Source organism: Pseudomonas sp. B22129, from assembly GCF_044218875.1.
Classification (GTDB): Bacteria; Pseudomonadota; Gammaproteobacteria; order Pseudomonadales; family Pseudomonadaceae; genus Aquipseudomonas.
On sequence record NZ_CP162592.1, the window covers coordinates 1,541,136 to 1,567,896 of the forward strand.

The following is a 26,761-nucleotide window of genomic DNA, read 5'->3' on the forward strand; positions in this document are numbered from 1 at the left end:
AAGTCTGTGAAACAGAACTCCCTGAATGGATGGTTCAAGAGCGGCGCCCCAGGCGTCTGGATCAGCGGTGGCGCGGTGTCCATCGCCGTCATCATGACCATTGGTTTGCTGGCGGTAATTGCCGTGCGTGGCCTGGGCCACTTCTGGCCGGCCGACTTGATCCAGGCCAACTACAATGTGCCGGGCCAGGAAAACCATATCGTCATCGGCGAAGTGGTGCAGAAAGAAGAAGTGCCCCGCGAGCGCTTGAAAAGCGCCGGGTTGCCGGTGCCGGACCAAGGCCCGGAATTCATGACCCGTGAGCTGATCAAAGTCGGCAACCGCGACCTGAATGGCAACGACTTCACCTGGATCGTCGGCGAGTGGTTGAAGGACCAGACCAAGCCGGTCGAGCTGATGGCGGTCGAGCGTCGCGAGTGGGGTAACTTCTACGGCACCCTGGTCAACGTCAAGCAGGACGGCAAGGTCATCGCCGAGGGTGAGGCCGCATGGCCTGAGCTGCAAGCCCGAGTCGACCGCGTGAACAAGCTGGCTGCCCAGCTCAAGAGCCTGGAAAAAACCGACATCGGCGCGATCAACGCCGGGCTGGAACGCATCCGCCTGCACGGTCGCAAGCTGGAGCTGGAAGGCAAGCTGGACGCCACCGCGCAAGCGGATATGGACTCCGGCCGTGCCGAGCTGAACAACCGTTACAAGGACATCGAAGCGCGCCTGGCTGACCTGCACACCCAGTTCAACCGCGACAGCCTGACCGCCCGCGATGCCAACGGCAAAGAAATTGAAATCGGCATCGGCAAAGTGGTGCACGCCTACCAGCCGAACGCCATGGGCTACATGACCAAGGTCGGCTTCTACTTCAGCAAGGTCTGGGAATTCCTCAGCGATGACCCACGGGAAGCGAACACCGAAGGCGGGATTTTCCCGGCCATCTTCGGCACCGTGATGATGACCCTGATCATGGCGATGATCGTGACCCCGTTCGGCGTGCTGGCGGCGGTGTACCTGCGTGAATACGCCAAGCAGAACACCTTGACCCGCGTGATCCGTATTGCCGTGAACAACCTGGCGGGCGTACCGGCCATCGTCTACGGCGTGTTCGGCCTGGGCTTCTTCGTGTATGTACTGGGTGGCTCGGTTGACCGCCTGTTCTTCGCCGAAGCCCTGCCGGCCCCGACTTTCGGTACACCGGGCCTGCTCTGGGCCTCGCTGACCCTGGCGCTGCTGGCGGTGCCGGTGGTGATCGTGGCCACCGAAGAAGGCCTGGCGCGGATTCCTCGCACTGTGCGTGAGGGGTCTTTGGCCCTCGGCGCGACCAAGGCGGAAACGCTGTGGAAGATCGTGCTGCCGATGGCCAGCCCGGCGATGATGACCGGCATGATCCTCGCCGTGGCCCGCGCCGCTGGCGAAGTGGCGCCGCTGATGCTGGTGGGTGTAGTGAAGCTGGCGCCGTCGCTGCCGCTGGATGGCAACTACCCGTATCTGCACCTGGACCAGAAGATCATGCACCTGGGCTTCCATATTTATGATGTGGGCTTCCAGAGCCCGAACGTTGAAGCGGCACGACCGCTGGTGTACGCCACCGCGTTGCTGCTGGTGCTGGTGATTGCCACGCTTAACCTGTCGGCGGTGTGGATTCGTAACCACCTGCGCGAGAAATACAAAGCGCTGGACAGTTAATTAAAGTGAACGCGGACTAAATGTGGGAGCGGGCTTGCTCGCGAAAGCGGTGTCTCAGTAACACCTGGGTCGACTGACCCGACGCCTTCGCGAGCAAGCCCGCTCCCACACAAATTGGTAGCACAGGGAGCATCCCATGCAACATGAAACCCACACCCACGGCATCAACATGTCGGCCCTGGGTCGCGACAAGCAGAGCCTGAGCCTGGCCCAGGAAACCGTGGCCATCGAAGTGCCGGGCCTGAGCCTGTACTACGGTGAAAAGCAGGCGCTGTTCGATGTCAGCATGAACATCCCCAAGCAGCGCGTGACCGCCTTTATCGGCCCGTCCGGCTGCGGCAAGTCCACGCTGCTGCGTACGTTCAACCGCATGAACGACCTGGTGGACGGCTGCCGCGTAGAAGGCGCGATCAACCTCTACGGCACCAACATCTACCGCAAGGGCGAAGACGTGGCCGAGTTGCGTCGCCGTGTGGGCATGGTGTTCCAGAAGCCGAACCCGTTCCCCAAGACCATCTACGAAAACGTGGTCTATGGCCTGCGCATCCAGGGCATCAACAAAAAACGCATCCTCGACGAAGCCGTTGAGTGGGCCTTGAAAGGCGCGGCCCTGTGGGACGAAGTCAAAGACCGCCTGCACGACTCGGCACTCGGCCTGTCCGGCGGCCAGCAGCAGCGTCTGGTGATTGCACGCACCATCGCCGTGGAACCTGAAGTGTTGCTGCTCGACGAACCCTGCTCGGCACTCGACCCGATTTCGACGCTGAAAGTCGAGGAGCTGATCTACGAGCTCAAGTCCAAGTTCACCATCGTTATCGTGACCCACAACATGCAACAGGCGGCGCGGGTTTCCGACTACACCGCGTTCATGTACATGGGCAAACTGGTGGAGTTCGGGGACACCGACACCCTGTTCACCAACCCGGCCAAAAAACAGACCGAAGACTACATTACCGGTCGTTACGGCTAGTCCTCGGCGGTTCTGATTGCACTGAATGCTGCGGCCTCCCGCACCTTACCGGACGCTCCAAGGACACCCACATGATCAGCAAAGAAGGCCTTACCCATCACATCTCCGCGCAGTTCAACGCCGAGCTTGAGGAAGTGCGCAGCCACCTCCTGGCGATGGGCGGGCTGGTGGAGAAGCAAGTCAACGACGCCGTCACCGCGCTGATCGAGGCCGACTCGGGCCTGGCCCAGCAAGTGCGCGAGATCGACGACCAGATCAACCAGATGGAACGCAACATCGACGAAGAATGCCTGCGCATTCTGGCGCGTCGCCAGCCGGCGGCGTCCGACCTGCGTTTGATCATCAGCATCTCCAAGTCGGTGATCGACCTGGAGCGCATCGGCGACGAAGCCACCAAAATTGCGCGCCGTGCCATCCAGCTGTGCGAAGAAGGCGAAGCGCCGCGCGGTTACGTGGAAGTGCGCCACATTGGCGACCAGGTGCGCAACATGGTCCGCGATGCGCTGGACGCGTTTGCCCGCTTCGACGCCGAGCTGGCACTTTCGGTGGCGCAGTACGACAAGACCATCGACCGTGAATACAAAACCGCGCTGCGCGAACTGGCCACCTACATGATGGAAGACCCGCGCTCTATCTCGCGGGTCTTGAACATTATCTGGGTGCTGCGTTCGCTGGAGCGCATCGGCGACCACGCGCGCAATATCTCCGAGCTGGTCATCTACCTGGTGCGTGGCACCGACGTGCGGCACATGGGCCTCAAGCGCATGAAGGCCGAAGTTGAAGGCACTGCCGACCAAACCCCTAATGTTCCGGGCGAAACTGACGATAAGTAAGGTTGCCCGAGAACTTAACGCCCGGCCCTTGGCCGGGCGTTTTCGTTTGTGGCTTCTGAATTTTTTGCACAGCAGGCGACATAAAGTCCTTCTGTGACCCGCGAGTTTTGGCAAACTGCCATCAGTCAGGCGTTTTGCGTGCCGAAGTTTTTATAGGATGAAGGGTCGATGAGTAAAGTCAGTGTATTGGTGGTGGATGACGCCTCGTTTATCCGCGACCTGGTGAAGAAGTGCCTGCGCAATTACTTCCCGGGGATCAAGATCGAAGACGCGGTGAACGGCAAAAAGGCGCAATCCATCCTGATGCGCGAGACCTTCGACCTGGTGCTGTGTGACTGGGAAATGCCCGAAATGTCAGGCCTTGAACTGCTGACCTGGTGCCGCGAGCAATCCCACCTCAAGGCCATGCCCTTCATCATGGTGACCAGCCGTGGCGACAAGGAAAACGTGGTGCAGGCGATCCAGGCCGGCGTTTCCGGCTACGTCAGCAAGCCGTTCACCAACGAGCAGTTGCTGAACAAGGTCAAGCAGGCCTTGCACAAGATTGGCCGCCTCGACGCGCTGATCGCCAGCGCGCCGACCAAGATGAACTCGGCCTTCGGCAACGATTCCCTGAATGCCCTGACCGGCGGCAAGCCGGAAGCCACCCGCCCGGCGCCGGTCGCCGCCCCCAGCAAAGGCCTGCTCAACAGCCCGCCTGTACAGGCGCCTGCGGCTACCTCGCCGGCGAGCGGCAGGGGTCAGGGCCAATTGCGCCTTTCCAGCGGCAACCAGCAATGCGTGATCAAGGCGCTGAGCATCAAGGAGGCGCTGCTGGTGGTGCGTCGCGGTGAAGTGCTGCCCCAAGTACTGGAAAGCGCTGTGCTCGACCTGGAGCAAGGCGACAACGCCGAAGTCGCCCGTCTCAACGGTTACCTGCACGCCATCGTCGCCTATGAACCCAAACCCGACAGCGACTGGCTGCAACTGACCTTCCGGTTTATCGACCAGGACGCGCAGAAACTCGACTACATCTCCCGCCTGATCGCACGCGGCACGGCGCAGAAGCACTTCGTGCCGGGGGCGTAAGCTTCGCAACGCCACATAACCCTGTGGGAGCGGGCTGTGGCGAGGGAGCTTGCTCCCGCTCGGCTGCGCAGCAGTCGCCCGCTTTTTGGGGCGCTCCGCACCCCAGCGCAAGCAAGCTTGCTCGCCACAGCAAGCCCGCTCCCACATTTGATCTTCAGCGCTGCCCACACAGGGTTGTCATCAAACCTCGCTAACCTGCCGCTCAGTCATCCCGGCAGGTTCACGCCATGTTCATGCGTTTATTGTTGCTTTGCGGGCTGGCCACGGTGTGCACTCCAACCTTGGCCATGACCCTCTACCGCTCCACCGACGCCAATGGCGAGGTGTTTTTCAGTGACCGGCAAACGCCTGGTGCCCAAGCGTTCGAGATCTATGAGCGCAAGGTCCTGCGCCCGGCGCCCGAAAGGCCGCAACGCGCCTATCCACCGCAAGCCTACCGCTACCCGCTGCCCTGGCGCGGCGGCCCGTTCCGCTTGACCCAAGGCCCCAATGGCAGCTTCAGCCACACCGATGCCAAAAGCCGCTACGCCATGGACATCGCCATGCCCGAAGGCACGCCGATCATTGCGGCGCGCAGCGGCGTAGTGGTGAAGACCGAGAGTGAGCAGGTGGGGCGCGGCAATGATGCGTCGGGGAATTTTGTGCGGGTGCGCCACGATGACGGCACCGAAGGGGTGTACCTGCACCTCAAGAAAGGCTCGGTCAGTGTGACGGCAGGGCAGCGTGTGGCGGTGGGAAGCCCGCTGGCGCTGTCGGGCAATACCGGCAACAGCAGCGGGCCACATCTGCATTTCGTGGTGCAGCGCGCCACTGAAGCGGGGCTGGTGTCGATCCCGTATGAGTTCAGCAGCCCCGTCGGCACATTGCCCAACTTTGCGTTGGGCAATTAATCGTCAGTCCAGCAGCAGGACTTTGGCCAGCACGATCTTCGGCCCTTTCATCTTTTTGATGATGATGCGCAGGCCTTCGACCTCCAGCACTTCTTCCTCTTCGGGCACCCGTTTCAAGGTGTCGTAGATCAGGCCGGCCAGGGTTTCGGCTTCGATGTGGTCCAGGTCCACGCCCAGCAGGCGTTCCACCTTGAACAGCGGCGTGTCGCCGCGTACCAGCAACTTGCCCGGCTGGTAGGCGAGGATGCCGCGCTCGGCCTTGCGGTGTTCGTCCTGGATATCGCCGACCAGCACTTCGAGCACGTCTTCCATGGTCAGGTAGCCGATGATCTTGCCGTCGGCTTCTTCCACCAGGGCGAAGTGTGCGCCGCCTTTGCGGAACTGCTCCAGCAACTGCGACAACGGCATATGCCGCGACACGCGCTCCAGCGGGCGGGTCAGCTCGGCCAGGTTGAACGATTCGGGAATGTGGTCCAGCGCCGCCAGCTCCAGCAGCAAGTCCTTGATGTGCAGCAGGCCGACAAATTCATTGCGATCGGCGTCATACACCGGGTAGCGGCTGAATTTGTGGCGACGGAACAGCGCGAGGATTTCCTTGAGCGGGGCATTGAAGTCCAGGGTGACCAGGTCTTCCCGGGAGTTGGCCCAGTCCACCACTTCCAGCTCGCCCATTTCCACAGCGGAGGCCAGTACGCGCATGCCTTGGTCGCTCGGGTCCTGGCCACGGCTGGAGTGCAGGATCAGCTTGAGTTCTTCGCGGCTGTAATGGTGCTCATGGTGCGGGCCGGGCTCGCCTTGGCCGGCGATACGCAGGATGGCGTTGGCGCTGGCGTTGAGCAGGTAGATCGCCGGGTACATGGCCCAATAGAACAGGTACAGCGGCACCGCCGTCCACAGCGACAGCAGCTCGGGTTTGCGGATGGCCCAGGACTTGGGCGCCAGCTCACCGACCACGATGTGCAGGTAGGAAATCACGAAGAAGGCGGCAAAGAACGACACGCCCTTGATCACCTCAGGGGACTGCACGCCCACGGCGCCGAGCAGCGGCTCAAGAATGTGCGCAAACGCTGGCTCACCGACCCAGCCCAGGCCCAGGGAGGCGAGGGTGATACCCAGCTGGCAGGCCGACAAGTAGGCGTCGAGCTGGCTGTGCACGGTGCGCAGGATCTGCCCGCGCCAGCCGTTCTTGTGGGCGATGGCCTCGACCCGGGTGGCGCGCAGTTTGACCATGGCAAATTCGGCCGCAACGAAGAAACCGTTGAGCAGTACCAGGATCAGTGCAAAAAGAATCATGCCGAAGTCGGCGAAGAGTGTCGCGAGGGTGATACCAGGGGAAGGGTCCATGATGGGGTTTTGCAGGTTCCGTATGTTCAATAAGGGGTGACAGAAGGGCCTGAAAGGCAGGCGCAAGTCGGCCAATGTAGCGGCTGACGGGGCGCTTGCCTAGTGCCCGCTGCCGGGCGGGACCTGCAGAAACAATACAAATCCAATGTGGGAGCTGGCTTGCCTGCGATAGCGGTGTGTCAGTTGGCATATTTTCAGCTGACTAGCCGCCATCGCAGGCAAGCCAGCTCCCACACTTAGATTTGAGTTGTTTTCGGGTTATTCATCATTCCCGACCAGCCGCGAACGCGTCACCTGCATCGGCGGAAAATGGCAGGTAAACGTGCTGCCATGCCCCAGCACACTGCTGATTTCCAGGCGTGCGCGGTGGCGCAGCAACACGTGTTTGACGATCGCCAAACCCAGCCCGGTGCCCCCGGTGTTGGAGTTGCGGCTGGAATCGACCCGGTAGAAACGCTCGGTCAGGCGCGGCAGGTGCTTGGCGTCGATGCCGATGCCGGAGTCTTGCACGCTGAGGTGCGCGCCGTATTCATCGGCCCACCAGCGGATGCGGATATTGCCCTTGTCCTGGGTGTACTTCACGGCGTTGAACACCAGGTTGGAAAACGCACTGCGCAACTCGCCCTCGCTGCCTTTGAGCAGCACCTGCGGGTCGGCTTCCAGGGTGATTTGCTGCCCGCGCTGGCCGGAGAGGGCCTGGGCGTCGTTCTTGATGGTCTGCAACAGGCTTTGCACGGTGACCGGGTGGTTGTCCGACGGGTAATCCGTGGCTTCCAGCTTGGCCAGCAACAGCAGGTCGTTGAGCAGCGTCTGCATGCGTGAACCTTGCTGCTGCATTTGCTGCAGGGCGCGGCTCCAGCGCGGGTTGATTTCGTCGACGTTGTCCAGCAGCGTCTCCAGGTAGCCGCAAATCACGGTCAGCGGCGTACGCAGTTCGTGGGAGACGTTGGCGACGAAGTCTTTGCGCATCTGTTCAAGCTGGTGAATGCGGGTCACGTCGCGTACCAGCATCAAATGTTCGTTGTTGCCGTAGCGCGTCAGGTACAGCTGGATGCGCACGCGGTCATTGGTGGGCGAGGGGATTTCCAGCGCTTCTTCATAGTTCTCCTGTTCGAAGTACTCCTTGAAGCGCGGGTGGCGCACCAGGTTGGTCACCGGCTGGCCGCTGTCCTGGGGCGTCTTGAGGCCCAGCAGGGTCTCGGCGGCGCGGTTCCACCATTCCAGGTTGCCGTCGCTGTCGAGCATGATCACCGCGTCTTTGAGCGCGGCGGTGGACTCCTGCACCCGGTCGATCACCGCTTGCAGGCGCCCGCGTACCCGTTGGTCGCGACGTTGCAGGTGGTAGATGCTGTCAAACACCTCGCCCCACAAGCCGTAGCCGTCGGGTGGCGCTTCGTCGGGTTTGTGCTGGCGCAGCCATTCATGCAGGCGCAGCAGTTGCTTGAGGGTCCAGCCCAGGTACAGGCCGATACCCACGGCCAGGGCCCAGCCATATTGGCCAGTGACCAGGCCTACCACCAGACAGCCGGTGATCAACAGAAGCATGTGGCGGATCAGGGTGCCATGCCAGTTTTGATTCACTTGAACATGCGTCCTTGTCGGCTGTTTAAGGAAAGAAAGGGGCCCGCTCAGCCTTTGGTGGAAAAGCGATAGCCAGTGCCGCGCACGGTTTGTACCAGATTCTCGTAGGCATCGCCCAAGGCTTTGCGCAGGCGGCGAATATGCACGTCCACGGTGCGCTCTTCCACATACACGTTGCCGCCCCAGACCTGGTCGAGCAACTGGCCGCGGGTGTAGGCGCGTTCCTGGTGGGTCATGAAAAATTGCAGCAGGCGGTATTCGGTCGGGCCCATCTCGGCTGGTTTGCCATCGATGGTCACGCGGTGGCTGATCGGGTCCAGGATCAGTCCGTCGACTTCAATCGGCGCTTCGCCATCGGTCGGGCCGGCGCGGCGCAGTACGGCCTTCAGGCGAGCAACCAGCTCGCGTGGGGAAAACGGCTTGGTGATGTAGTCGTCAGCCCCCACTTCCAGGCCCTGGATCTTGTTGTCCTCTTCGCCCTTGGCGGTGAGCATGATGATCGGGATATCCCCGGTCAGCTCATCACGCTTGAGGCGGCGGGCCAGCTCGATGCCGGAGGTGCCGGGCAGCATCCAGTCCAGCAGGATCAGGTCCGGCTTGCGGTCGACGATAATGGCATGGGCCTGCTGGGAGTTCTCCGCCTCCAGGCAGTCATAGCCGGCCATTTCCAACGCAACGGCGATCATTTCGCGAATGGGCGCTTCGTCGTCAACGATCAGAATGCTCCTGCCAACCATGCCTAAATCCTCTTGTCATTTAACTGTCTTGCGCCGCATTAGATAACGGAATTATTGCAGTCGTGTGACAGTAATTTAGTCGCTCAGGCAAATAACGGCACTCTGGACTACCCTTTGGGTCCGAATCCTGACAACCAAAAAAGGAAGGTTCCGATGACTTACAGCACGATTTCCTGGAAAGCCCTGTTGGTTACGGCTGCGTTGACGCTGCCGACCCTGGCGTTCGCCGCAGAGCCGGCGATGACCAAAGACGGTCTGTTGGTGGATCACAAGGGCCTGACCCTCTATACCTTCGACAAGGACGCAGACGGCAAATCAGTGTGCAAAGACCAGTGCGCGACCAACTGGCCACCGCTCAAAGCTGAGTCTACCGATACGAAAGTGGGCGATTGGACGGTGATCACACGCGATGACCAGACCAGCCAGTGGGCCTACAAAGGCAAGCCGGTCTACACCTACAAGGATGACAAGAAGGCGGGTGACAAGACCGGTGATGGAAAGGGCGGTGCGTGGCACGTCATCAAGCCCTGAACCTGCGGCGCTGCTGAAATCATCGCGGGCAAGCCCGCTCCCACACTTGGAACGCGTTCCATATGTGGGAGCGGGCTTGCCCGCGATGGCGTCATCTCTGGTTACCGAAAGGCATAGTCCAGCACGATCCCCACAAAAATCGCCAACCCCGCCCAATGGTTATGCAGGAACGCCTTGAAGCACTTCATCCGGTCCTTGTCGCGGGTGTACCAGAACTCCCAGGCGAAACACCCCGCCGCCGCCAGCAACCCCAGGTGAAACCAGCCGCCCAGCTCAAACCGCAGGCCCGCCAGGAACAAGCAGACCAGCGACAAACCCTGCAGGCTCAAAATGATGACGCGGTCGGCGTCGCCGAACAGGATGGCGGTGGACTTCACGCCGATCCTCAAGTCGTCATCGCGGTCCGTCATCGCGTAATACGTGTCGTAGCCCACCGTCCACAGCAGGTTGGCGATGTACAGCAGCCAGGCCGTGGCGGGCAGGTGACCGGTCTCGGCGGTAAACGCCATCGGCATGCCCCAGGAAAACGCCGCGCCCAATACCACCTGCGGGTAATAGGTGTAGCGCTTCATGAACGGGTAGCTCGCCGCCAGCGCCAGGCCGCCGAGGGACAGCAGGATAGTGCTGGCGTTGGTCAGCAGCACCAACAGGAAACTGATCCCCATCAGCACTGCAAAAAACACCAGCGCCTCTTTTGAGCTGATCTTGCCGCTCACCAGCGGGCGTTGCTCGGTGCGTTTCACGTGGCCGTCGACCTTGCGGTCGGCCCAGTCATTGATCACGCAGCCGCCGGCGCGGGTCAGCACCACGCCCAGTACGAAAATCACGACATTGGTAAAGGAAGGCGAGCCCTTGCCGGCGATCCACAGTGCCCACAGCGTTGGCCACAGCAGCAGGTAAATGCCGATGGGCTTGTCCATGCGGGTCAGCTGAATGAAATCCCAGGCCCTGGGGTTCAAGTGGTTCAAGGATTTGAGCAGACGTTGGTACATCAGCAGTTCTCCGGGTGGTCGTGCAGCGCGTGCCAGAAGCTTGGCAGGAATATTTCTGCCACCAGCACGCTCAGCGGCCCGCGGTCGAAACGCGAACGGCGGCCCCAAAGCCCCTCAACCTGGTCGGCGGTGGGCAGCCATTGCCGAGGGTAATGGCACACTTCGATAGCCTGGCGGGTGAACGCCCGGTCGCAGAACAGCAGTTCACCCAATGAACGGCTGCCGAGCTCATCCATGTGCAAACCGTCACCCTGCAAAGCGCTGCGCGCCGCCACACTGCGTGCAAATACCCACGGTTGCCCGTGCCCGCGCAGATACACCTCGCGTACCCAGCCGACAGTGGCCGGGGCCAGGCCCAGCGTGGCACATTCGTCATCGCGCAGCGGCTGCCAGCCTTCGAACAGCGGCGTCACGCTGAAGCCGCCGTGGGACAGCCACGTCAACCGGCGCGTCAGCGAGTCTTCATTGAACAGCCAATTGAGGGTCAAGGGCGCAGGCAATGGCGTCAGAAGGCTCTGGGTCAGCCATTGGCAAGCATCGGGCAGGGCGGTTGAGTGCGGCACAGTGAGTCAATATTGGCAGCAAAAGAGGCGGCGAGCTTACCATGGTGCCCGGCACTTTTGCCGGGCTGAACCGGCCCCACGCGTCGATCCCGCTTGCATCTGGCGGCCCCGATCAGTACAAAACGCCCTGAGCCGCGCGGCAACGTTGGTCTATCGACCGTCGGCCAAGATGCCTGGACCCTGAGGAAGCAAGTGATGAAGAAGTGGCAATGTGTAGTGTGCGGCCTGATCTATGACGAAAAAGACGGCTGGCCGGATGACGGCATCGCGCCAGGCACCCTGTGGCAGGACGTCCCGGAAGACTGGCTGTGCCCGGATTGCGGCGTGGGCAAAATGGATTTCGAAATGATCGAAATCGGCTGATCTGATTTTAAGAAATGGTTTACAAGGAGAACGGAATGAACGCACCTGTCGTGATCATCGGCACCGGATTGGCCGGCTACAACGTGGCCCGGGAGTTTCGCAAGCTCGACAGCGAGACCCCATTGCTGCTGATCACCGCGGATGACGGGCGCTCCTACTCCAAGCCCATGCTCTCCACCGGTTTTGGCAAGAACAAGGAAGCCGATGGCCTGAGCATGGCTGAGCCGGGCGCCATGGCCGAGCAACTCAAGGCCGAAGTGCGCACTCATACGCGCATCAGCGGCATTGACCCGGGCCATAAGCGCCTGTGGATCGGCGAGGAAGCGGTGGCTTATCGCGACCTGATCCTGGCCTGGGGCGCAGAAACCGTGCGTGTTCCGGTGGAAGGTGACGCGGCTGACCTGATCTTCCCGATCAACGACCTCGAAGACTACGCACGCTTTCGCACGGCTGCGGCCGGCAAACGCCGTGTGCTGTTGCTCGGCGCCGGTCTGATCGGCTGTGAGTTTGCCAATGACCTGATCCTCGGCGGCTATGAAATCGACCTGGTGGCGCCGTGCGAGCAAGTCATGCCGACCCTGTTGCACCCGGCGGCGGCCGCTGCCGTGCAAGCCGGGCTGGAAGGCCTGGGTGCGCGTTTCCACCTGGGGCCGGTGCTCAACCGCCTGCAACGCACGGCTGACGGGCTGGAAGCGCATTTGTCGGACGGCGAAGTCATTCCCTGCGACCTGGTGGTTTCGGCCATTGGCCTGCGCCCGCGAGTGGACCTCGCCGCCGCCGCCGGCCTGCAAATCAACCGTGGGATCATGGTGGACCGCCACCTCAAGACCTCCCACGCCAACATCTACGCCCTGGGCGACTGCGCCGAGGTCGACGGTTTGAACCTGCTGTACGTAATGCCGCTAATGACCTGCGCCCGCGCCCTGGCCCAAACCCTGGCCGGCAATGCCACCGCCGTCAGCTACGGCCCCATGCCCATCACCGTGAAAACCCCGATTTGCCCGCTGGTGGTATCGCCACCGCCACGCGGCACCGAAGGCGTGTGGAGCGTCGAAGGGCAGGGTGCCGACATCAAGGCTGTGTGCCGCGACGCCAGCGGCCGCCTGCTGGGGTATGCGCTGACCGGCAGCGCCGTGATGGAAAAACTGGCGCTGAACAAAGAACTTCCGCCGTTGCTGGCGTAAATACCGGTCGTTCTGTCGGAATCAGCACGTTCCTACCCCCAGAAAGGTCGCCGCGAGACTGGCGCAGCGCCTTGGGGCATGCCATCCTCACTCCCGTCTGCCGCAGAGTAGAGCCTGCGGCGCCTTGGGCGCTGCTCCACCAGAGAGCAGCACGGACATAACAACAAAAAACCGTCAAAGAGGCTTCATATATGCGTAAACCAGAACTCGCAGCCGCCATCGCTGAAAAAGCGGATCTCACCAAAGAACAGGCCAATCGCGTACTCAACGCCGTTCTCGAAGAAATCACCGGCGCCCTGCACCGCAAGGATAGCGTCACCCTGGTTGGCTTCGGCACCTTCCTGCAACGCCACCGCGGCGCCCGCACCGGCAAAAACCCGCAAACCGGTGAGCCGGTGAAAATCAAGGCCAGCAACACCGTTGCGTTCAAGCCGGGCAAGTCGCTCAAAGACAGCGTCAACCCGTAAGAGCAGGACCGTCTGAAGGGAGGCGGGATGGTAAAGAAAATGGGCACGCCGACTGGGTTGGGTGCCCATTTTTTGTGGCTATCAGTTGAGCAGAATTTTAAAAGACGTAGACCCAGAGCTCGTTGAATACAAAGTCGAGATCGAGATGATCGGTCAAGGCATCAAAATCATCGCATTCCTCAGGCAATGAGAGACCTACGCCGCTGATATTATCTATTTGTACAAAACCTGACCAAGCCACTTGCTCCCTGGAGTGCTTCAGGACATCGGCTACCGTCATTCCCGGCCATAGCCTGTTGTCAAAATTACCCTTGAAATCCACATTGCACGAGAGGGCAGAAATAACGCCATTAGCATCGTGATAAGCCGTAATTAACCCGTTTTCTATCGTGAGTGAGTGAGCGCCATTTTCGGTTTTATATCTGCCTGATAAACGTGCTTGTACCTTACTAATGTTTTCTCCGATGGTTACTCCACCGATAGAAGTTTTTGGCACTATTACGTGGGTCAATTCCATAGCTACCTCTATTTCGGCGCGTTCATCAATGCGCCGTCTACATAAACTGGGCTGTCGACAATTTTTTCGTATTTCACAAAATCTTTGGGAGCAATACGCCCTTGGACCTCTCCATTTCGGTAAACCTTCCAGTAGCCGGCTTGGTGGACACCGCCACCCGGATGGTAATCCAAGACATCCTTGTTCTTTCCAGACTTCGTCACCCTGGTAAATTGAGTGTGTTGAGTCTTGTTGGTGTTCAAGTTTGTGATGCTTTTGGTAAAGCCTTTTTTCAGCAGCGCCGCTTCAACTTGATCAGGCGTTTTACTGGAAAGCTTGCTTACCCATCTTTTGGAAATAGTTTGTCTTTTGTTAAAGGCCTTGGTGCAAGTCAGTCCAAGAGGATCTATCCACTCGATTGGGTTTTTTGCATAGGCATAGAGGTTAATCCCCCCGCTTAGGCCAATCGGATCCGGCGTCGTAAACCGCCCCACCTCCGGATCATAAAACCTGAACGTATTGAAATGCAGCCCCGTTTCCCGGTCCAGATACTGCCCCTGAAACCTCAGGTTCTGCTCTTCAATGTAATAAGGTTCGCGCACCTCCTCCAGCGTGTTGCCCCACACCCGATAAGTTGCCTGCCAGATGTTGTGCCCGTCAGCTTCGGTCAGCTGTTCCGGCAACCCGTTCAGGTCGTTGTGGTAGTAACGAATCTTCTGCAATGCACCAACGCCGTCGACGCGGGCAAGGGGTTCGTAGCCATCCTCTTCGTAAACATAGAGGCTGGTCTGGCTGTGCTTGTGCTCCTGCAATAACCGCAGCCCGTCCCACACAAAGCGCGTCTCGCCCAGCGGATACCCATCGCTGCCATGTTCGGTCTTTTCAATCCTGCGACCTAACGGGTCGTAGGCCATCCTGACCACGCTGCCGTTGTCATTACGCACTTCAACCAACCGACTTTCCGCGTCATACGCAAACCGCTGCACGCCACGTTTGGCACTGCGCTTTTCAATCATCCGGCCAAACGCGTCATAGCGATAACGCTTGTCCTGATAGGTCAGCAGCTTGTTATGCACCACCAGCCCGGCACCCGCTTGCGGGCCATCCAGCAAGTTGGCGGCGGCGTCGTAGGCGAAGGTTTCGCGCTGGCCGTGCAGGCTGTCCTGGCTGGCGATGATGCGGCCGGTGGCGTCGTAGTGCAGCAGTTGGCGATGTTGCGCGGCGGGTTGTTGGTCGAGTTTGCCGATCAGGTTGTCGGCGGGGTCGTATTCGAACTGCTTTTGCACCGCTGCAGGCATCAGCGAGGGCTGACTGTTAAGGCGGCGCTGGCGTGAGCGCAGGCGGCCGCTGCGGTCGTATTCGCTACGGGTGCTGAGTTGGCCTTGGGTGCGCAGCACTTCGCGGTGCAGGCGGTCGCGTTCGAAGTCGCTGATGACCTGGCCGTCGAGGTTGATCTGGTGCAGGTGGCCGCTGCCGTAGTAGAGGCGGTTGAGCCAGCGGCCGTCTGGTAGCTGGGTCTGGATCAGGTTGCCGAGTTCGTCGTAATGGTGTTGCAGTTTGCCGTCGGCACTCTGTTCGGCGAGTAACTGGCCGAGGGCGTCGTAGGCAAAGCCCAGGGCCTGGGCGTTGCCTTGCAGATCGGTGAAGGTCACAGCCGTGAGCTGATCCACTGCATCGTAGCGGTAGTCGGTGCGGCCATCGTCGGTGGTTTTGGCCACCAGTCGCCCGACCGCATCACGCTCCAGCCGATGAACGATGGGCGCGGGTGGTGTCTCGGGCACCACCGCCAGTCCATTGCCATAAGGCGCAGGATGCGCAGTCACCGCGGTGATGTTGTCGAGCAAGTCGTAGTCGTAGCGCTTGGCACTGCCGTCGAGGTCTTGCTGCTCGGTCAGCCGATCCCCGGCGTCCCATGCGAACCGATAGCTTTCACCGTTCTCGTTGACCAGCGCTTGCAACCGCCCATAGCCGTCGTAGCCAAACTGCACCTGCCGACCGTGGGCATCGGTGCGCTGGCGTACTTGGCCTCGCCGGTTGTGCTGATAGAGTGTGGTGTGCCCGGCAGGGTCGGTGTAGCCCACCAACTGCCCGCTGGCGTCGCGCTGATACTGCTCGGTGCGTCCATCCGGTAATTGGCTGGTGAGCAGTCGTCCTTGAGCGTCATAGCCGAATAGGGTGCGCTCGCCGAGGGCGTCGGTGATGACCTGCAAATTGCCGCGTTCGTCGTAGCTGAAGCGCGTTGGGTAGCCTGAGCAATCCACGTGCTCGACCAACTGCCCGAACGGGTTCCAGCGCAGCTTCTTGCTTTTGCCGGTGGCGTCGATGATTTCTACAGGCTGGCCGTGATCGTCATAGCGGTAGCGGGTGACATAGCCCAGCGGATCGGTCTCGGCGATGCAGTTGCCGCGCGGGTCGTAGCGATACGCCCAGCTATTGTCGGCGGCATCGGTCTCCACCAGCGGCAGTGCCCAGTGCTCAAGCCATAAGGTCGAGTCGCTGCGGCCCAGAGGGTCGGTTTCGCCGATCAGGTTGCCGGCGTCGTCGTAGCTGTAGGCATAGCGCCCACCCTGCGGGTCGGTGGCGCTGAGCAGTTGGCGCTCGTCATTCCACTCGAACAGCCAGGTTTGATCGAGGTTGTCGCTGTACCGGATGATCTGATGCTGAGTGTTCCAGTGCCGGATGCTGACGCGCTGCAAGCCATCGGTAATCCGCGTGATGCCCGCCTGCAAGTCATAGTCGAACTGGTAGGCGTCGCCTTCGTCGGTCCAGTGCCGGACCACGCGCCATTCCACACCTTCAACCAGCGCCCAGTCATAAAAGCAGCGCAAACCGGCAGGCAGTTGGTGTTCCACCATTCGCCGCCCCGCGTCGTAGGCAAAACGCCGCTGCACTTGGCCGGTTGCGTCACGCACTTGCGCCAGGTTGCCCGCCGTGTCGTAGCCGTAGCTGACCAGCACTTCACGACGTTGATCGGGATAGAGCCGTTCGATTCGCGCCAAATGACCCTGATCGTGTATCAACTCAACCTGCACCAGATCGAAGGTGTCGCGCAGCCGCACAAGGCGCCCGGCCTCGTCATAGTCGACATGGATGCGGTTGTCGTTACGATCCCCCAGCTGGCTCAAGCGCAAATGTGACGGGTTCGCCGCCGTGGCTTCGAACAATCGGTAAAGGCCGTCATCGCTTTCAATCAGCAATTGCCCGTTGAGGTGTCGCCGCACGGCGAGCCCCTCACCGGCACTGAACACCGCGCCGCCGAGGGGAACCCAGCCCATGTCGATGGGCCGCCCTTGCTCGTCGGTGTAGACCAGTGTTTCGCCGCCTTCGGGATGGGGTTGCATCTCGACGCACACTTCATAGGGCACGCTCCAGCCGGTACCCAGCAGGCTGCCCGCGCGCTCGTCGCGGCTGTTGTAAAAGCGTTGCCAGTCGATCGGCAAGATGCCCGGTAACGCGAAATCCAGCTCCCCGGTATCGCCCAGCACCTTTGCCCCCGTCGCGGCATGGACCGGGTTCGACGAGCCCATGGCGGCGTTGGCCGCAGCGCCCATCGCGCTGCTGATGGCCATTGAGGTCACCCCGCCGAGAATCATGCACGGCAGCTTGCTGAAGAATTTGCCCTTGCCGCCCTTGAGCATCAATATCGCCGAAACGGCTAGCCCGACCCCCGGTGTCTTGCCGCTGCGAATCTCCCGCACCACCACCGAGCCTCCGCCAATGGTCACGTTCGATGAGATCAAGCCGGACGACACCACCGTCGCATCGCAGGTACTGCGGTCACCGCTGCGCACCGCCGGTTGGCCGTTGATCGTCACCTTGGCCGAGCCCTCTGCCAGAAACTGCGGGGGCATCGGCGGGTGTTTCATGCACACCACCAGGTCCAGCGGCTTGGGCACGGCGCCAGGCGCAGGTGTTGCGACGGTGGGGCGCCACATCTGTGAGAAAAAACTCTGGGCCATGTCCAGGTAGCTGGCTTCAGGCTCGGGCTCGGGCGCTTCCAGCTCGGTGCCGGCGGGCGCTACGTGGGAACTGATCGCCCCGGCGGCGCGGGCCGCCGGGATGTTGTTGGTGAGGGTATCGGTAGAGCCGGTGAGAATGTTGGCCTGCACCGTGGGCGGAAAGAGGGCATTGCTGAAACTGTCACATAAATTCGTCAGGCCTTTGTCCGCGCCGGTCTTGCTCATCGCCAGGCCGACTATCGTGCCCACCACCGCGCCGAGCAGGAAACAGCCGAGCCCACCGGTGGCCACGGTGATGCCAGTGGCGGCCACCACGGCAGCTGTCGCCACAGCCGTGATCGCAATATTGGCCGCCACCTCCAGCACACCGCCGAGGATGTCGGCCATCATTGAGGTATGGTCGAGCGCGTCGCCCATGCGGGCTGCCCATAGCGCGTCAGACATGCAGGCGGCTCATCAGGAAATGGCGTCGAACGACAGCGAGTTTTTGATCAAGGCCCAGTGCGCAGCCTCGGCATCGCCGAGTTTTTCCGCCTTCACGTAACTCAGCGCGAGCATCTTGCGCGTGCCCGGAAGCACCAGCGCCAACTGGAACTGGAACACTTTGTCATTGCCCTTGTTGAACTGGCTGCGCAACTCAATGCCTTCCACCTCTTGAGCCGCGCCCAAACGCACCTCCACACTCGGTTGGCAGCGCAAATCCTGCACCTGTTTTTCCAGGCGCTGGAGCTGGTCGTTGAAGTTGCTGTGCAGGGTTTCGCCCTCGTTGAGCAGGCTGCGGCTGATGATCAGCGACGTGCCCAGCTCGGGGAACTTGAGGATATTGATCGACGCGTCCTGCAGCTCGGCGGCAGGCAGTTGGAACTGGAATTCGTTGATTCGGTACGTCATGGCAAACAGGTCTCGTCAGGAGCTTTTGGGCGCTGGAAACGCGGCTTTGATATTGGCGTCGATGCCGGCTTTCACGCCCTGTCCATCGGGTGTCGCGCCGGGGCCGCCGCCGTTGTTCAGGTGCAGCACGCCACCGGTGTTGAACTCGGCATCACCGCTGGCGTAGAAGCTGATCTGCACGCCGGTGAGGTTGATCTGGCCGCTGGCGTTCAATTCCAGAATGCTTTCGCCACACACCAGTCGCAGGTTTTCACCTACTTCGATGACGTAGCTCTGGCTGATGCTGTCAGTCTTGCGCTGACCCACCGAAAGGATGTCTTCCTGCTTGACGATGCGCAGCCGGTTATTGCCAATCGTCACCGTCTCGTTATGCCCAATGCTCTTGTTGCGGTCATGCCCCACCGAGTGGCTTTCGTCCACTTCCACCACGATGTCCTGATTACGCTCGGCATGGATGTACAACTGCTCCAGGCCCTTCTTGTCCTCCATGCGGATTTCATTGAAGTTGGCCGGCGTGCCGCCTTTGCTCGAACGGCTTTTCATGCCGCTCTGGGTCGCGTTTTCCGGCAGGTCGTAAGGCACGGTCTGCTCGGCGTTATAGACGCGCCCGGTGATGATCGGCCGGTCCGGGTCACCTTCCAGAAAGCTCACAATCACTTCCTGGCCGATGCGTGGAATCTGCATCGAGCCCCAGTTCTTCCCGGCCCAGGATTGCGACACACGAATCCAGCACGAGCTGTTTTCGTTGGACTGGTCGTGGCGGTCCCAATAGAAGTGCACCTTCACGCGGCCGTACTGGTCGGTCCAGATTTCCTCGCCTTTGGGGCCGACCACCAACGCGGTCTGCGGGCCTTTGACGATGGGGCGGTGGGTGCTGGCCAAGGGGCGGAAGCTTTGCTGTGCGTCGATGCAGGTCAGGCTGCTTTCGAATTGCGCCGACCCCGAGCCGCCGCCACTTTCCAGGCTTTCCTGAACGATGTAATAGCGGCAGCCGACGATCAGGTATTCGCGGTTCTGATCCTGGCGGCTGAAGCCGGTGAGGCTGAACAGATGCCCCGAGCCCAGGCCGCGCGCGTTGCCGGCGAATTCGATCTGTTCATGCAGGGTTTGCAGGGCTTCGATGCGGGTGCGCGCGTAGTGTTCGCCGTCGGCGCTTTGCACGTAGGTGCCGGGGTAGTCGTACAGCGGATAGTCGCCGGCGGTGTGCGGGCGCGGCATGGCTGAACGTACGTCGATGCTGGCGCTGGGGCGCTGAAAGTCGTAGTCGTTGAGCTCCAGCGAGCCAGGTTGTACCTCCTGCGCCAGGTGCCAGTTGTGCATGTGGTCGCGTTCGCGCTGCTGCTCGTCCTTGGGGTAATACGGAATCGACGCGTAGCCCGGTACCGTGGTGTGGGCGCCGTAGGCGTCGGCCAACACCAGCACATGGCGGTCCTGCTCGTGGCGGAAGAAGTAGTAAATGCCTTCCTGTTCCATCAAGCGGCTGACGAAATCGAAGCTGGTCTCGCGGTACTGCACGCAGTATTCCCACTCGCGGTACGGCCGGCTCAGGGCGTCTTCGAAGTCGGAAAAACCCAGGTCGCGAAACACCTGCTTGATGATCTGCGGGATGCTCAGGTTCTGGAAAATCCGGCAATCCGACGTGCGGCTCAGCAGCCACAACCACGGGCGCAGCGTGACTTGGTAACTGGCGAACTGGCCCTGATCGATGTTCTGGCTGCAGCGCGCAACGATGCCGTGGAAGTGGCGTTCACCGCCATCCGCCAGTTGCACGCCGACGCTCATCGGCTTGCCGAGCAACTGGTTAAGGTCGATGTTGGCGTCGAGCGAAGTCAGTTGCAGCTCATAGTTGAACAGCCTGCCCAACTCCTCGCCGCCGCCCATTTCATTGAGCAACAGCACATCCGGCCCGAGGGGGCTGGTGATCTTGGCCAGGCGTGAGGCTTGGTTGAATAGCATCGGTTAACCCGTAAATTGCTTAATAACTGGAGGAACCGGCTCCAAATGTGGGAGCGGGCTTGCTCGCGAATGCGGTGAATCAGCCACCGGATGCGTTAACTGACACACCGCCTTCGCGAGCAAGCCCGCTCCCACAGTTTTAATCGCATTCCGTCAGGTCAATCGTTGAACTGGTAGTGCAACTCGTTATCCCGGCTGCTGATCCGCACCCCCGCCAGCGCCTTGCCTTCGAGCATGCGTGTGAGGAATTCACGGCTCATGTCCGGCAGCAAACTGTTGGTCAGGATCGTGTCAATCATGCGCCCGCCGCTTTCGGTTTCGGTGCAGCGCGAGACGATCAGGTCGACCACTGCATCGTCGTAGTCGAACGCCACTTTGTGGGTGGTCTCCACACGCTTCTTGATGCGGTTCAGTTGCAGGCGGGTGATCGCCTTGAGCATCTCGTCGCTCAGCGGGTAGTAAGGAATCGTCACCAGACGGCCGAGCAGGGCGGGTGGGAAGATCTCCAGCAGCGGCTGGCGCAAGGCCTTGGCGATTTCTTCCGGCTCCGGCACGTTCGCCGGGTCTTTGCACACACGGGCAATCAACTCGGTACCGGCGTTGGTGGTCAGCAGGATCAGGGTGTTCTTGAAGTCGATCACCCGGCCTTCGCCGTCTTCCATCACGCCCTTGTCGAACACCTGGAAAAAGATCTCATGCACGTCCGGGTGGGCTTTTTCGACCTCGTCCAGCAGCACCACGCTGTAGGGTTTGCGCCGCACCGCTTCGGTCAGCACGCCGCCTTCGCCGTAGCCGATGTAGCCCGGTGGCGCGCCCTTGAGCGTCGATACCGTGTGGGCCTCCTGGAACTCGCTCATGTTGATGGTGATCACGTTCTGCTCGCCGCCGTACATGGCTTCGGCCAGGGCCAGGGCGGTTTCGGTCTTGCCCACACCCGAAGTGCCGGCGAGCATGAACACGCCAATCGGCTTGCTCGGGTTATCGAGCCCGGCGCGGGAGGTCTGGATGCGCTTGGCGATCATCTGCAAGGCGTGGTCCTGGCCGATGATGCGTTTTTTCAGGTGCTGGTCGAGGTTGAGCACCGTCTCCAGCTCGTTGCGCGCCATGCGGCCTACCGGAATGCCGGTCCAGTCGGCGACCACCGAGGCCACGGCCTGGTAATCCACGGTTGGCAGGATCAGCGGGGTTTCGCCTTGCAGGGCGCTCAGACGCTGTTGCAGGTCGACCAATTGCGCGCGCAATTCATCGTTGCCGCTGTCCACTACGCCGGCTTTTTCGCGCAAGGTGGCGCGGGTGGCGAGCAATTCATCCACCAGTGTTTTTTCTTCAGCCCAGCGGCTTTCCAGTGTTGCCAGACGCTCACGCTCGGCCGTCAGCAAGGCTTCGCTGTTCGTCTGGCGCGCGCCAATGGCAATGCCGATGGCATGCTCGCGAGCGATGATTTGCAGCTCGGTTTCCAGCGCTTCGATGCGACGGCGGCTGTCGTCCACTTCGACGGGCACGGCGTGCAGGCTGATGGCGACGCGGGCGCAGGCGGTGTCCAGCAAGCTCACGGATTTATCCGGCAGTTGGCGCGCCGGAATGTAGCGGTGCGACAGCTTCACCGAAGCCTCCAGGGCTTCATCGAGGATCTGCACCTGATGGTGTTTTTCCATGGTCGAGGCCACGCCGCGCATCATCAGCAGCGCCTTGTCTTCCGACGGCTCGGCGACTTGTACGACCTGGAAGCGGCGGGTCAGGGCCGGGTCTTTTTCGATGTGTTTTTTGTACTCGGCCCAGGTCGTGGCGGCCACGGTACGCAAGGTGCCACGGGCGAGGGCTGGCTTGAGCAGGTTGGCGGCGTCACCGGTCCCGGCGGCGCCACCGGCACCGACCAGCGTGTGGGCTTCGTCAATGAACAGGATGATTGGCTTGGGCGATGCCTGCACGTCTTCGATGACCTGGCGCAGGCGCTGTTCGAACTCGCCTTTCATGCTGGCGCCCGCTTGCAGCAGGCCCACATCGAGGCTGCGCAGCTCCACGTCTTTGAGTGCCGGCGGTACGTCACCGGCGACGATACGCAGGGCGAAACCTTCGACGACGGCGGTTTTACCCACGCCCGCTTCGCCGGTCAGAATGGGGTTGTTCTGGCGACGGCGCATGAGGATATCCACCAATTGGCGGATCTCTTCATCACGGCCAACAATCGGGTCGAGCTTGCCGCTGCGCGCTTGTTCGGTCAGGTCCACCGTGAAGCGGTTGAGGGCTTCCTGTTTGCCCATTGCGCTCGGTGCCATCGCGCCGCTGGCTTCGCCGGGTACGGCGCCGGCGTTGAAACCGTCGCTGGCACTCAGGGCATTTTCCGGCGAGTCGCCGACGTATTCGTCAAAGCGCTCGCTCAGGGCCTCGGCCTTGATCTTGTCGAACTCCGACGACAGGCCCAGCAAGGCGTGGCGCAGGCTTGGCGTCTTCAAGATGCCCAGAACCAGATAACCGGTGCGCACCTGGCTTTCACCGAACATCAGGCTGCCATACACCCAGCCGCGCTCCACGGCTTCTTCCACATGGGACGACAGGTCGGTGATCGAGGTCGAGCCGCGCGGCAGGCGGTCCAGCGCTTCGGTCAGGTCACGGGCCAGGCGCGCCGGTTCCACGTTGAACTGGCGGATGATGCGGTGCAGGTCCGAGTCCTGCAATTGCAGCAACTGGTGAAACCAGTGGGCCAGTTCCACATACGGGTTGCCCCGCAGTTTGCAGAACACGGTGGCGGCTTCGATGGCCTTGTAGGCCACGCTGTTGAGTTTGCCGAACAAGGCGGCGCGACTGATTTCACCCATGCTCTGGATTCCTTGAGGTGGTGGCCTGATCGGCGTAATGCCGGGCCAGGATTAGGTCGTTGGCGTCATGCTTGGGTTGGCCAAGCCAAGTGTTGAAGCCCAGGCGGAACTGGCCATTAAGTTGCAGCTTTGGGACTTCGGGTTGTTGCAAAACCAGGTTCAAGTCCCAGTCCAGTTCATGGCCCAGGTACTCGGCCACCCACGCCACCAGCTCGTTGAACGGCTGGCTGCCGGGCAGCATGCCCATGTAGTCATTCAGCGTGAGCGGCCCCAGGCGGATACGGAATTTATGCTGCCGGTCCCACACGAAACTGCCCAGGCAAAAGTCCACGCCCAGTTGGTTGGCGCTCACGCTGACGCGGCTGCGTTCGGGTAATTCGAGCCATTGGCCGACGTACTCTTCAATCGCCACCGGCAGGCCGAAGTATTCGCTTAGGATGGCCTTCAAACCGTCCGGGTAGCGGGTTTGCGCCGACAGGTGCCCGCTGTAATGCAGCTTCGCCGTGTCGGGAATCAGCCCCTGATTGAGCAGGCTCGGCATGCCCCGGCCACTCAGGGCGGCGAGGCGTGCGGACCAGTAGTCATCGTCCGGGCGGTCGTGGCTGACCGTCGGCCGCGCCTCGGCCCACGCCCGGTAAAACAGGCTGAGCAGACGATGGTGAAAAACGTCAAGGAACTGTTTGCTGGTGCTGTCGGCATTGTTGCGCTGGCGCTCGCGCACATACTCGGTGATGTGCAGCGGCAGCGGGCCGTTGGGGCCGCCGAGGCCAAAAAAGAATTGCTCCAGCCGCGCGGGTTTGCCGTCGCCGCCGGGGTCGACCGAGGCCAGGGTCGCAGGTGCGAACGTGCAATCGGCCTGCTGCCCGAGGCGCAACGGATCATCCGCCAGCCGCAGGGAATGGCCCAGGCGCGGCAGCTCTGGCGATTCGCACTCGATACGCCGCAGCGCCTGGAAGAAATCGTATTCCCAGGGCTCCTGATGCATTGCATCCAGGGTACTCACAGGGTCGGACGACGTCCGGGCTTGGCTTTCCATCGCATGATCTCGCCGCGTTCGGTGGTACGGATCACCGTCTCGGTAAAACTGTTGATCGACACGTAACGTGCCAGGAAGCGTTCCAGCACGGCACCGAGCAGGAACACACCGGTGCCGCGAAACGCGTTTTCATCAAATTCCAGGGTGATTTCCAGGCCACGACCAAACACGATCGGGCCGGGCATCGGCAGGCGCCGGGTCACGGCTTTGCTGCTGACCTCGCGCAGGCCTTCGATCTGCAATTGCAGGGCGGCGTCGTTGCTGTCGCCATACAGGCGCAGCAGTTCGCGCAAGGCGCCGGCGCCCTGGCCTTGTTCGCTCAAGGACAAATAGTTGAGTGAGAGTTGGCTGATCAGGCGCCAGGCCTTGGCGTCATGGGCGTGGCTGGCGCGCGGGCGGCTTGGGCCGGCCACACAGCGCACGGACAACACCGGGGCGCTGTCGGCGAGGGTGAAGTCGGTCTTGCCGTTACCCACGCTCATGAACAGCGGCAAGTCGCGGTTGGTGCACAGCGCCGTCACGCCGAGTTGGCGCAGGTCGTGGCTGTACGGCGCTTGTTGACTGTCCACCAGGCTGACGAAGGTTTCGCTGCCCACGTAAGTCGAGCGCGGGCCATTGCGGCGCTGGTCGCTGGACAACACCCGTGGCTCGCGGCGCACGGTGTAATACGCGAAGTCGCGGCCATAACGCGACGGGTCACGCACCGCATAAAACGGCAAGAACGGCTGCTCCGGCCCGGTGCCATGGCCGGTGAGGCCGCTCAGGGAATGAATTTCGAAATCCATCGGCCGCGTGCGGTCGGCGATCACGTGGTGCTCGTTGACCCGGTCGGACAAGTGGATACGGTCCACACGTTTGGGGAACAGGTTGATCGCCGGTGTGCAGAACGGCAGGAACTGCGCCGGGCCGACGCTGCCTTCCAGGCTCGGCTCATGGCGGTCAAACAGCACGATCAGTTCCAGTTCCTGGCCGTCGCAACGTTTGGCCGCACGGCTCAGTTCGGCGAACTCGACGAACAGGAAGCGGTGGGGCAGGGCGAAGTATTCCTGCAGCAGGCGATAGCCCTGGAACGCTCGCGCCACCACCGGCATGGCGGCGTCTGCATCGTCGAATCCACGGGAGCGCAAGGCGTCCTGGGGCAGGCGCTCGACCCAATCGCCGCCTGGCTTGCGTGCGAACACCGCGCAGGCATTGCCCAGCAGTTGTTCGTAGAGGCGGAACGGCTGCTCGTCGGCGCCGCTGAGGTACAGCGGCAGGCTGTCGAGGTCGAGGCTGTTGAACGGCAATTCGGCGCCAGTGCGTAGGGTCAGGCGCAAGCCGGCCTTGGCTTTCGGCTCGCTGGCGGCCAAACGCCCGAGCACGGCGGCGGGGTTGCCGAAGTACTCGGCATTCGCGACTTGCAACGGCCACAACGTCACCGGGTGCGCGGTGCGGTAATCGCAGCAGGTTTGGGTTTCGCGGCCCAATGCGGCACGCAACACGGTGTCGCGGGGCAGGGGGAAACCGCTGGCCAGCGAGCCCTCGTCCGGGTCGGTCTGCAACTGCACCACGGTCATCGACGGCGTCGGCGCCAGGTAGTGCGGGTAGGCGATTTCCAGCAGGTTGTGGGTGAAGGTCGGGTACTCGGCGTCGAGCTTGAGCTGCACGCGGGCCGTGAGGTAGGCAAAGCCTTCGAGCAAGCGTTCGACGTACGGGTCGGCGCAGTCCATACCGGACAGGGTCAGCCGACTGGCGATCTTCGGGTATTCCTTGGCGAACTCGGCGGCGCTTTCGCGCACGTGATGCAGTTCCCTGTTGTACAGCTCCAGCAGGCGCGGGTTCATGGGCGCCTCCGCTGGTCGGCATTGACCACGCGCACGTGGCCGGACTCCAGGTCCAGGTCGGTTTGCAGCAGCAGGCGCAACGGTACCGGCTGCGCCCACAAGTCGCCTTCGATCTCGAAGCTCAGCGCGTTGTGGTTCATCTCGCCATGGCCGACACGGGCTTTGACGCGCAGGCTGTGGCGCAGAATGCGCGGCTCAAAGGTGGCGATGGCCTGGTAGATCAGGGCTTCCAGGGCTTTGATGTCGACGCTGGACACGCTGTTGCCCGCGAGTGCCGGCAAGCCGTAATTGACCACCGAGGTGCCGGCCGGGGTGTGCAGCGTGGCATCGGCATCGAGCAACGAGGTGGTGTTGAGCAGCCACGCCAGGTCGCGCAGCACCGAGGCTTTCAATTGGGTCAGGGACAGCACGCGTTTGTCGGCGCTTTCCTTGGGGTTGGTCGGGTCGTCGTCGGTCAGCCGGTCCAGCAGGGACGGTTGCAGACGGTCGCGGGAAGCGATTTCAGTTACCACCAAAGCAGCTCCACGGACGGGTTGCGAGAGGGACAAAAAACCTTGGGCCGCGGCGTGAAGCCGCGGCCACAA

Annotated in this window: 22 protein-coding genes; 9 read left to right on the plus strand and 13 right to left on the minus strand. The window is 61.7% G+C overall.

Translation table 11 applies throughout. The features are described from left to right. Nucleotides 1-6: 6 nt before the first annotated feature. The 5 genes from pstA to AB4P94_RS06945 all read left to right on the plus strand — a co-directional run bounded on the left by pstA (nucleotide 7) and on the right by AB4P94_RS06945 (nucleotide 5,438). A complete protein-coding gene (gene pstA, locus AB4P94_RS06925; protein ID WP_395609946.1) occupies nucleotides 7-1,677 on the plus strand; it encodes a phosphate ABC transporter permease PstA in 1,671 nt (556 codons plus the stop codon). Between the two features lie 136 nt (nucleotides 1,678-1,813). After that, nucleotides 1,814-2,647, plus strand: coding sequence for a phosphate ABC transporter ATP-binding protein PstB (gene pstB / locus AB4P94_RS06930; protein WP_017135801.1), 834 nt, complete (start codon nucleotides 1,814-1,816; stop codon nucleotides 2,645-2,647). A 71-nt stretch (nucleotides 2,648-2,718) separates the two neighbouring features. Continuing rightward, complete coding sequence (gene phoU / locus AB4P94_RS06935) at nucleotides 2,719-3,480, plus strand: phosphate signaling complex protein PhoU (protein WP_395609947.1); 762 nt, start codon at nucleotides 2,719-2,721, stop codon at nucleotides 3,478-3,480. Between the two features lie 168 nt (nucleotides 3,481-3,648). Next, nucleotides 3,649-4,548, plus strand: coding sequence for a response regulator (locus AB4P94_RS06940; protein ID WP_395609948.1), 900 nt, complete (start codon nucleotides 3,649-3,651; stop codon nucleotides 4,546-4,548). 227 nt (nucleotides 4,549-4,775) lie between these two features. Beyond that, nucleotides 4,776-5,438: a peptidoglycan DD-metalloendopeptidase family protein gene (locus AB4P94_RS06945; RefSeq protein ID WP_395609949.1), complete on the plus strand. Its 663-nt coding sequence runs from the start codon at nucleotides 4,776-4,778 to the stop codon at nucleotides 5,436-5,438. A gap of 3 nt (nucleotides 5,439-5,441) precedes the next feature. Here the strand turns inward: AB4P94_RS06945 and AB4P94_RS06950 are convergent, their stop codons facing one another. The 3 genes from AB4P94_RS06950 to phoB all read right to left on the minus strand — a co-directional run bounded on the left by AB4P94_RS06950 (nucleotide 5,442) and on the right by phoB (nucleotide 9,100). Next, nucleotides 5,442-6,782: a hemolysin family protein gene (locus AB4P94_RS06950; RefSeq protein WP_078739814.1), complete on the minus strand. Its 1,341-nt coding sequence runs from the start codon at nucleotides 6,780-6,782 to the stop codon at nucleotides 5,442-5,444. Nucleotides 6,783-7,040: 258 nt separating this feature from the next. Next, on the minus strand, nucleotides 7,041-8,327 hold the full coding sequence (gene phoR, locus AB4P94_RS06955) for a phosphate regulon sensor histidine kinase PhoR (protein ID WP_395611305.1): 1,287 nt from the start codon (nucleotides 8,325-8,327) through the stop codon (nucleotides 7,041-7,043). Nucleotides 8,328-8,410: 83 nt separating this feature from the next. Further along, on the minus strand, nucleotides 8,411-9,100 hold the full coding sequence (gene phoB, locus AB4P94_RS06960; RefSeq protein WP_003195617.1) for a phosphate regulon transcriptional regulator PhoB: 690 nt from the start codon (nucleotides 9,098-9,100) through the stop codon (nucleotides 8,411-8,413). Between the two features lie 153 nt (nucleotides 9,101-9,253). On the opposite strand from phoB, the gene AB4P94_RS06965 reads away from it, so the two are divergent. Continuing rightward, nucleotides 9,254-9,631: a hypothetical protein gene (locus tag AB4P94_RS06965; RefSeq protein WP_395609950.1), complete on the plus strand. Its 378-nt coding sequence runs from the start codon at nucleotides 9,254-9,256 to the stop codon at nucleotides 9,629-9,631. Between the two features lie 101 nt (nucleotides 9,632-9,732). On the opposite strand, the gene ubiA is transcribed toward AB4P94_RS06965, so the two are convergent. Further along, nucleotides 9,733-10,623, minus strand: coding sequence for a 4-hydroxybenzoate octaprenyltransferase (gene ubiA, locus AB4P94_RS06970; RefSeq protein ID WP_395609951.1), 891 nt, complete (start codon nucleotides 10,621-10,623; stop codon nucleotides 9,733-9,735). Continuing rightward, nucleotides 10,623-11,186: a chorismate--pyruvate lyase family protein gene (locus AB4P94_RS06975; protein ID WP_395609952.1), complete on the minus strand. Its 564-nt coding sequence runs from the start codon at nucleotides 11,184-11,186 to the stop codon at nucleotides 10,623-10,625. Before AB4P94_RS06975 ends, ubiA begins: the two co-directional genes overlap by 1 nt. A gap of 195 nt (nucleotides 11,187-11,381) precedes the next feature. On the opposite strand from AB4P94_RS06975, the gene AB4P94_RS06980 reads away from it, so the two are divergent. The 3 genes from AB4P94_RS06980 (at nucleotide 11,382) to AB4P94_RS06990 (ending at nucleotide 13,200) form a co-directional block, all read left to right on the plus strand. Beyond that, complete coding sequence (locus tag AB4P94_RS06980; RefSeq protein WP_003213373.1) at nucleotides 11,382-11,549, plus strand: rubredoxin; 168 nt, start codon at nucleotides 11,382-11,384, stop codon at nucleotides 11,547-11,549. Between the two features lie 35 nt (nucleotides 11,550-11,584). After that, complete coding sequence (locus AB4P94_RS06985) at nucleotides 11,585-12,733, plus strand: NAD(P)/FAD-dependent oxidoreductase (RefSeq protein ID WP_395609953.1); 1,149 nt, start codon at nucleotides 11,585-11,587, stop codon at nucleotides 12,731-12,733. 191 nt (nucleotides 12,734-12,924) lie between these two features. Next, nucleotides 12,925-13,200 carry an HU family DNA-binding protein gene (locus tag AB4P94_RS06990; protein ID WP_003213368.1) on the plus strand — a complete coding sequence of 92 codons (276 nt, stop codon included), beginning with the start codon at nucleotides 12,925-12,927 and terminating at the stop codon, nucleotides 13,198-13,200. Between the two features lie 97 nt (nucleotides 13,201-13,297). On the opposite strand, the gene AB4P94_RS06995 is transcribed toward AB4P94_RS06990, so the two are convergent. The 8 genes from AB4P94_RS06995 to tssE form a co-directional block, all read right to left on the minus strand. After that, nucleotides 13,298-13,717, minus strand: a complete 420-nt coding sequence (locus AB4P94_RS06995; RefSeq protein ID WP_395609954.1) for a hypothetical protein — start codon at nucleotides 13,715-13,717, stop codon at nucleotides 13,298-13,300. 8 nt (nucleotides 13,718-13,725) lie between these two features. Next, nucleotides 13,726-18,099: an RHS repeat-associated core domain-containing protein gene (locus AB4P94_RS07000; RefSeq protein ID WP_395609955.1), complete on the minus strand. Its 4,374-nt coding sequence runs from the start codon at nucleotides 18,097-18,099 to the stop codon at nucleotides 13,726-13,728. Nucleotides 18,100-18,111: 12 nt separating this feature from the next. Next, nucleotides 18,112-18,546, minus strand: coding sequence for a DcrB-related protein (locus AB4P94_RS07005; RefSeq protein WP_395609956.1), 435 nt, complete (start codon nucleotides 18,544-18,546; stop codon nucleotides 18,112-18,114). A 15-nt stretch (nucleotides 18,547-18,561) separates the two neighbouring features. Continuing rightward, a complete protein-coding gene (locus AB4P94_RS07010) occupies nucleotides 18,562-20,502 on the minus strand; it encodes a type VI secretion system Vgr family protein (protein ID WP_395609957.1) in 1,941 nt (646 codons plus the stop codon). A 158-nt stretch (nucleotides 20,503-20,660) separates the two neighbouring features. Then, entirely contained in the window at nucleotides 20,661-23,318 is a 2,658-nt protein-coding gene (gene tssH / locus AB4P94_RS07015; protein WP_395609958.1) for a type VI secretion system ATPase TssH, read from the minus strand. Continuing rightward, nucleotides 23,311-24,354 (minus strand): type VI secretion system baseplate subunit TssG, encoded by a 1,044-nt coding sequence (gene tssG / locus AB4P94_RS07020; RefSeq protein WP_395609959.1) that lies wholly within the window; start codon nucleotides 24,352-24,354, stop codon nucleotides 23,311-23,313. Before tssG ends, tssH begins: the two co-directional genes overlap by 8 nt. Beyond that, nucleotides 24,318-26,177 carry a type VI secretion system baseplate subunit TssF gene (gene tssF / locus AB4P94_RS07025; protein WP_395609960.1) on the minus strand — a complete coding sequence of 620 codons (1,860 nt, stop codon included), beginning with the start codon at nucleotides 26,175-26,177 and terminating at the stop codon, nucleotides 24,318-24,320. Before tssF ends, tssG begins: the two co-directional genes overlap by 37 nt. After that, nucleotides 26,174-26,689, minus strand: a complete 516-nt coding sequence (gene tssE / locus AB4P94_RS07030) for a type VI secretion system baseplate subunit TssE (RefSeq protein WP_395609961.1) — start codon at nucleotides 26,687-26,689, stop codon at nucleotides 26,174-26,176. Before tssE ends, tssF begins: the two co-directional genes overlap by 4 nt. Between the last annotated feature and the right edge of the window lie 72 nt (nucleotides 26,690-26,761).

What these genes read in the sequence shown, in the direction of transcription:
- pstB (WP_017135801.1), top strand. Translation starts at nt 1,814, where the DNA reads ATGCAACATGAAACCCACACCCACGGCATCAACATGTCGGCCCTGGGT.
- phoU (WP_395609947.1), top strand. Translation starts at nt 2,719, where the DNA reads ATGATCAGCAAAGAAGGCCTTACCCATCACATCTCCGCGCAGTTCAAC.
- AB4P94_RS06940 (WP_395609948.1), top strand. Translation starts at nt 3,649, where the DNA reads ATGAGTAAAGTCAGTGTATTGGTGGTGGATGACGCCTCGTTTATCCGC.
- AB4P94_RS06945 (WP_395609949.1), top strand. Translation starts at nt 4,776, where the DNA reads ATGTTCATGCGTTTATTGTTGCTTTGCGGGCTGGCCACGGTGTGCACT.
- AB4P94_RS06950 (WP_078739814.1), bottom strand. Translation starts at nt 6,782, where the DNA reads ATGGACCCTTCCCCTGGTATCACCCTCGCGACACTCTTCGCCGACTTC.
- phoR (WP_395611305.1), bottom strand. Translation starts at nt 8,327, where the DNA reads ATGCTTCTGTTGATCACCGGCTGTCTGGTGGTAGGCCTGGTCACTGGC.
- phoB (WP_003195617.1), bottom strand. Translation starts at nt 9,100, where the DNA reads ATGGTTGGCAGGAGCATTCTGATCGTTGACGACGAAGCGCCCATTCGC.
- AB4P94_RS06965 (WP_395609950.1), top strand. Translation starts at nt 9,254, where the DNA reads ATGACTTACAGCACGATTTCCTGGAAAGCCCTGTTGGTTACGGCTGCG.
- ubiA (WP_395609951.1), bottom strand. Translation starts at nt 10,623, where the DNA reads ATGTACCAACGTCTGCTCAAATCCTTGAACCACTTGAACCCCAGGGCC.
- AB4P94_RS06980 (WP_003213373.1), top strand. Translation starts at nt 11,382, where the DNA reads ATGAAGAAGTGGCAATGTGTAGTGTGCGGCCTGATCTATGACGAAAAA.
- AB4P94_RS06985 (WP_395609953.1), top strand. Translation starts at nt 11,585, where the DNA reads ATGAACGCACCTGTCGTGATCATCGGCACCGGATTGGCCGGCTACAAC.
- AB4P94_RS06990 (WP_003213368.1), top strand. Translation starts at nt 12,925, where the DNA reads ATGCGTAAACCAGAACTCGCAGCCGCCATCGCTGAAAAAGCGGATCTC.
- AB4P94_RS06995 (WP_395609954.1), bottom strand. Translation starts at nt 13,717, where the DNA reads ATGGAATTGACCCACGTAATAGTGCCAAAAACTTCTATCGGTGGAGTA.
- AB4P94_RS07000 (WP_395609955.1), bottom strand. Translation starts at nt 18,099, where the DNA reads ATGTCTGACGCGCTATGGGCAGCCCGCATGGGCGACGCGCTCGACCAT.
- AB4P94_RS07005 (WP_395609956.1), bottom strand. Translation starts at nt 18,546, where the DNA reads ATGACGTACCGAATCAACGAATTCCAGTTCCAACTGCCTGCCGCCGAG.
- AB4P94_RS07010 (WP_395609957.1), bottom strand. Translation starts at nt 20,502, where the DNA reads ATGCTATTCAACCAAGCCTCACGCCTGGCCAAGATCACCAGCCCCCTC.
- tssH (WP_395609958.1), bottom strand. Translation starts at nt 23,318, where the DNA reads ATGGGTGAAATCAGTCGCGCCGCCTTGTTCGGCAAACTCAACAGCGTG.
- tssG (WP_395609959.1), bottom strand. Translation starts at nt 24,354, where the DNA reads ATGGAAAGCCAAGCCCGGACGTCGTCCGACCCTGTGAGTACCCTGGAT.
- tssF (WP_395609960.1), bottom strand. Translation starts at nt 26,177, where the DNA reads ATGAACCCGCGCCTGCTGGAGCTGTACAACAGGGAACTGCATCACGTG.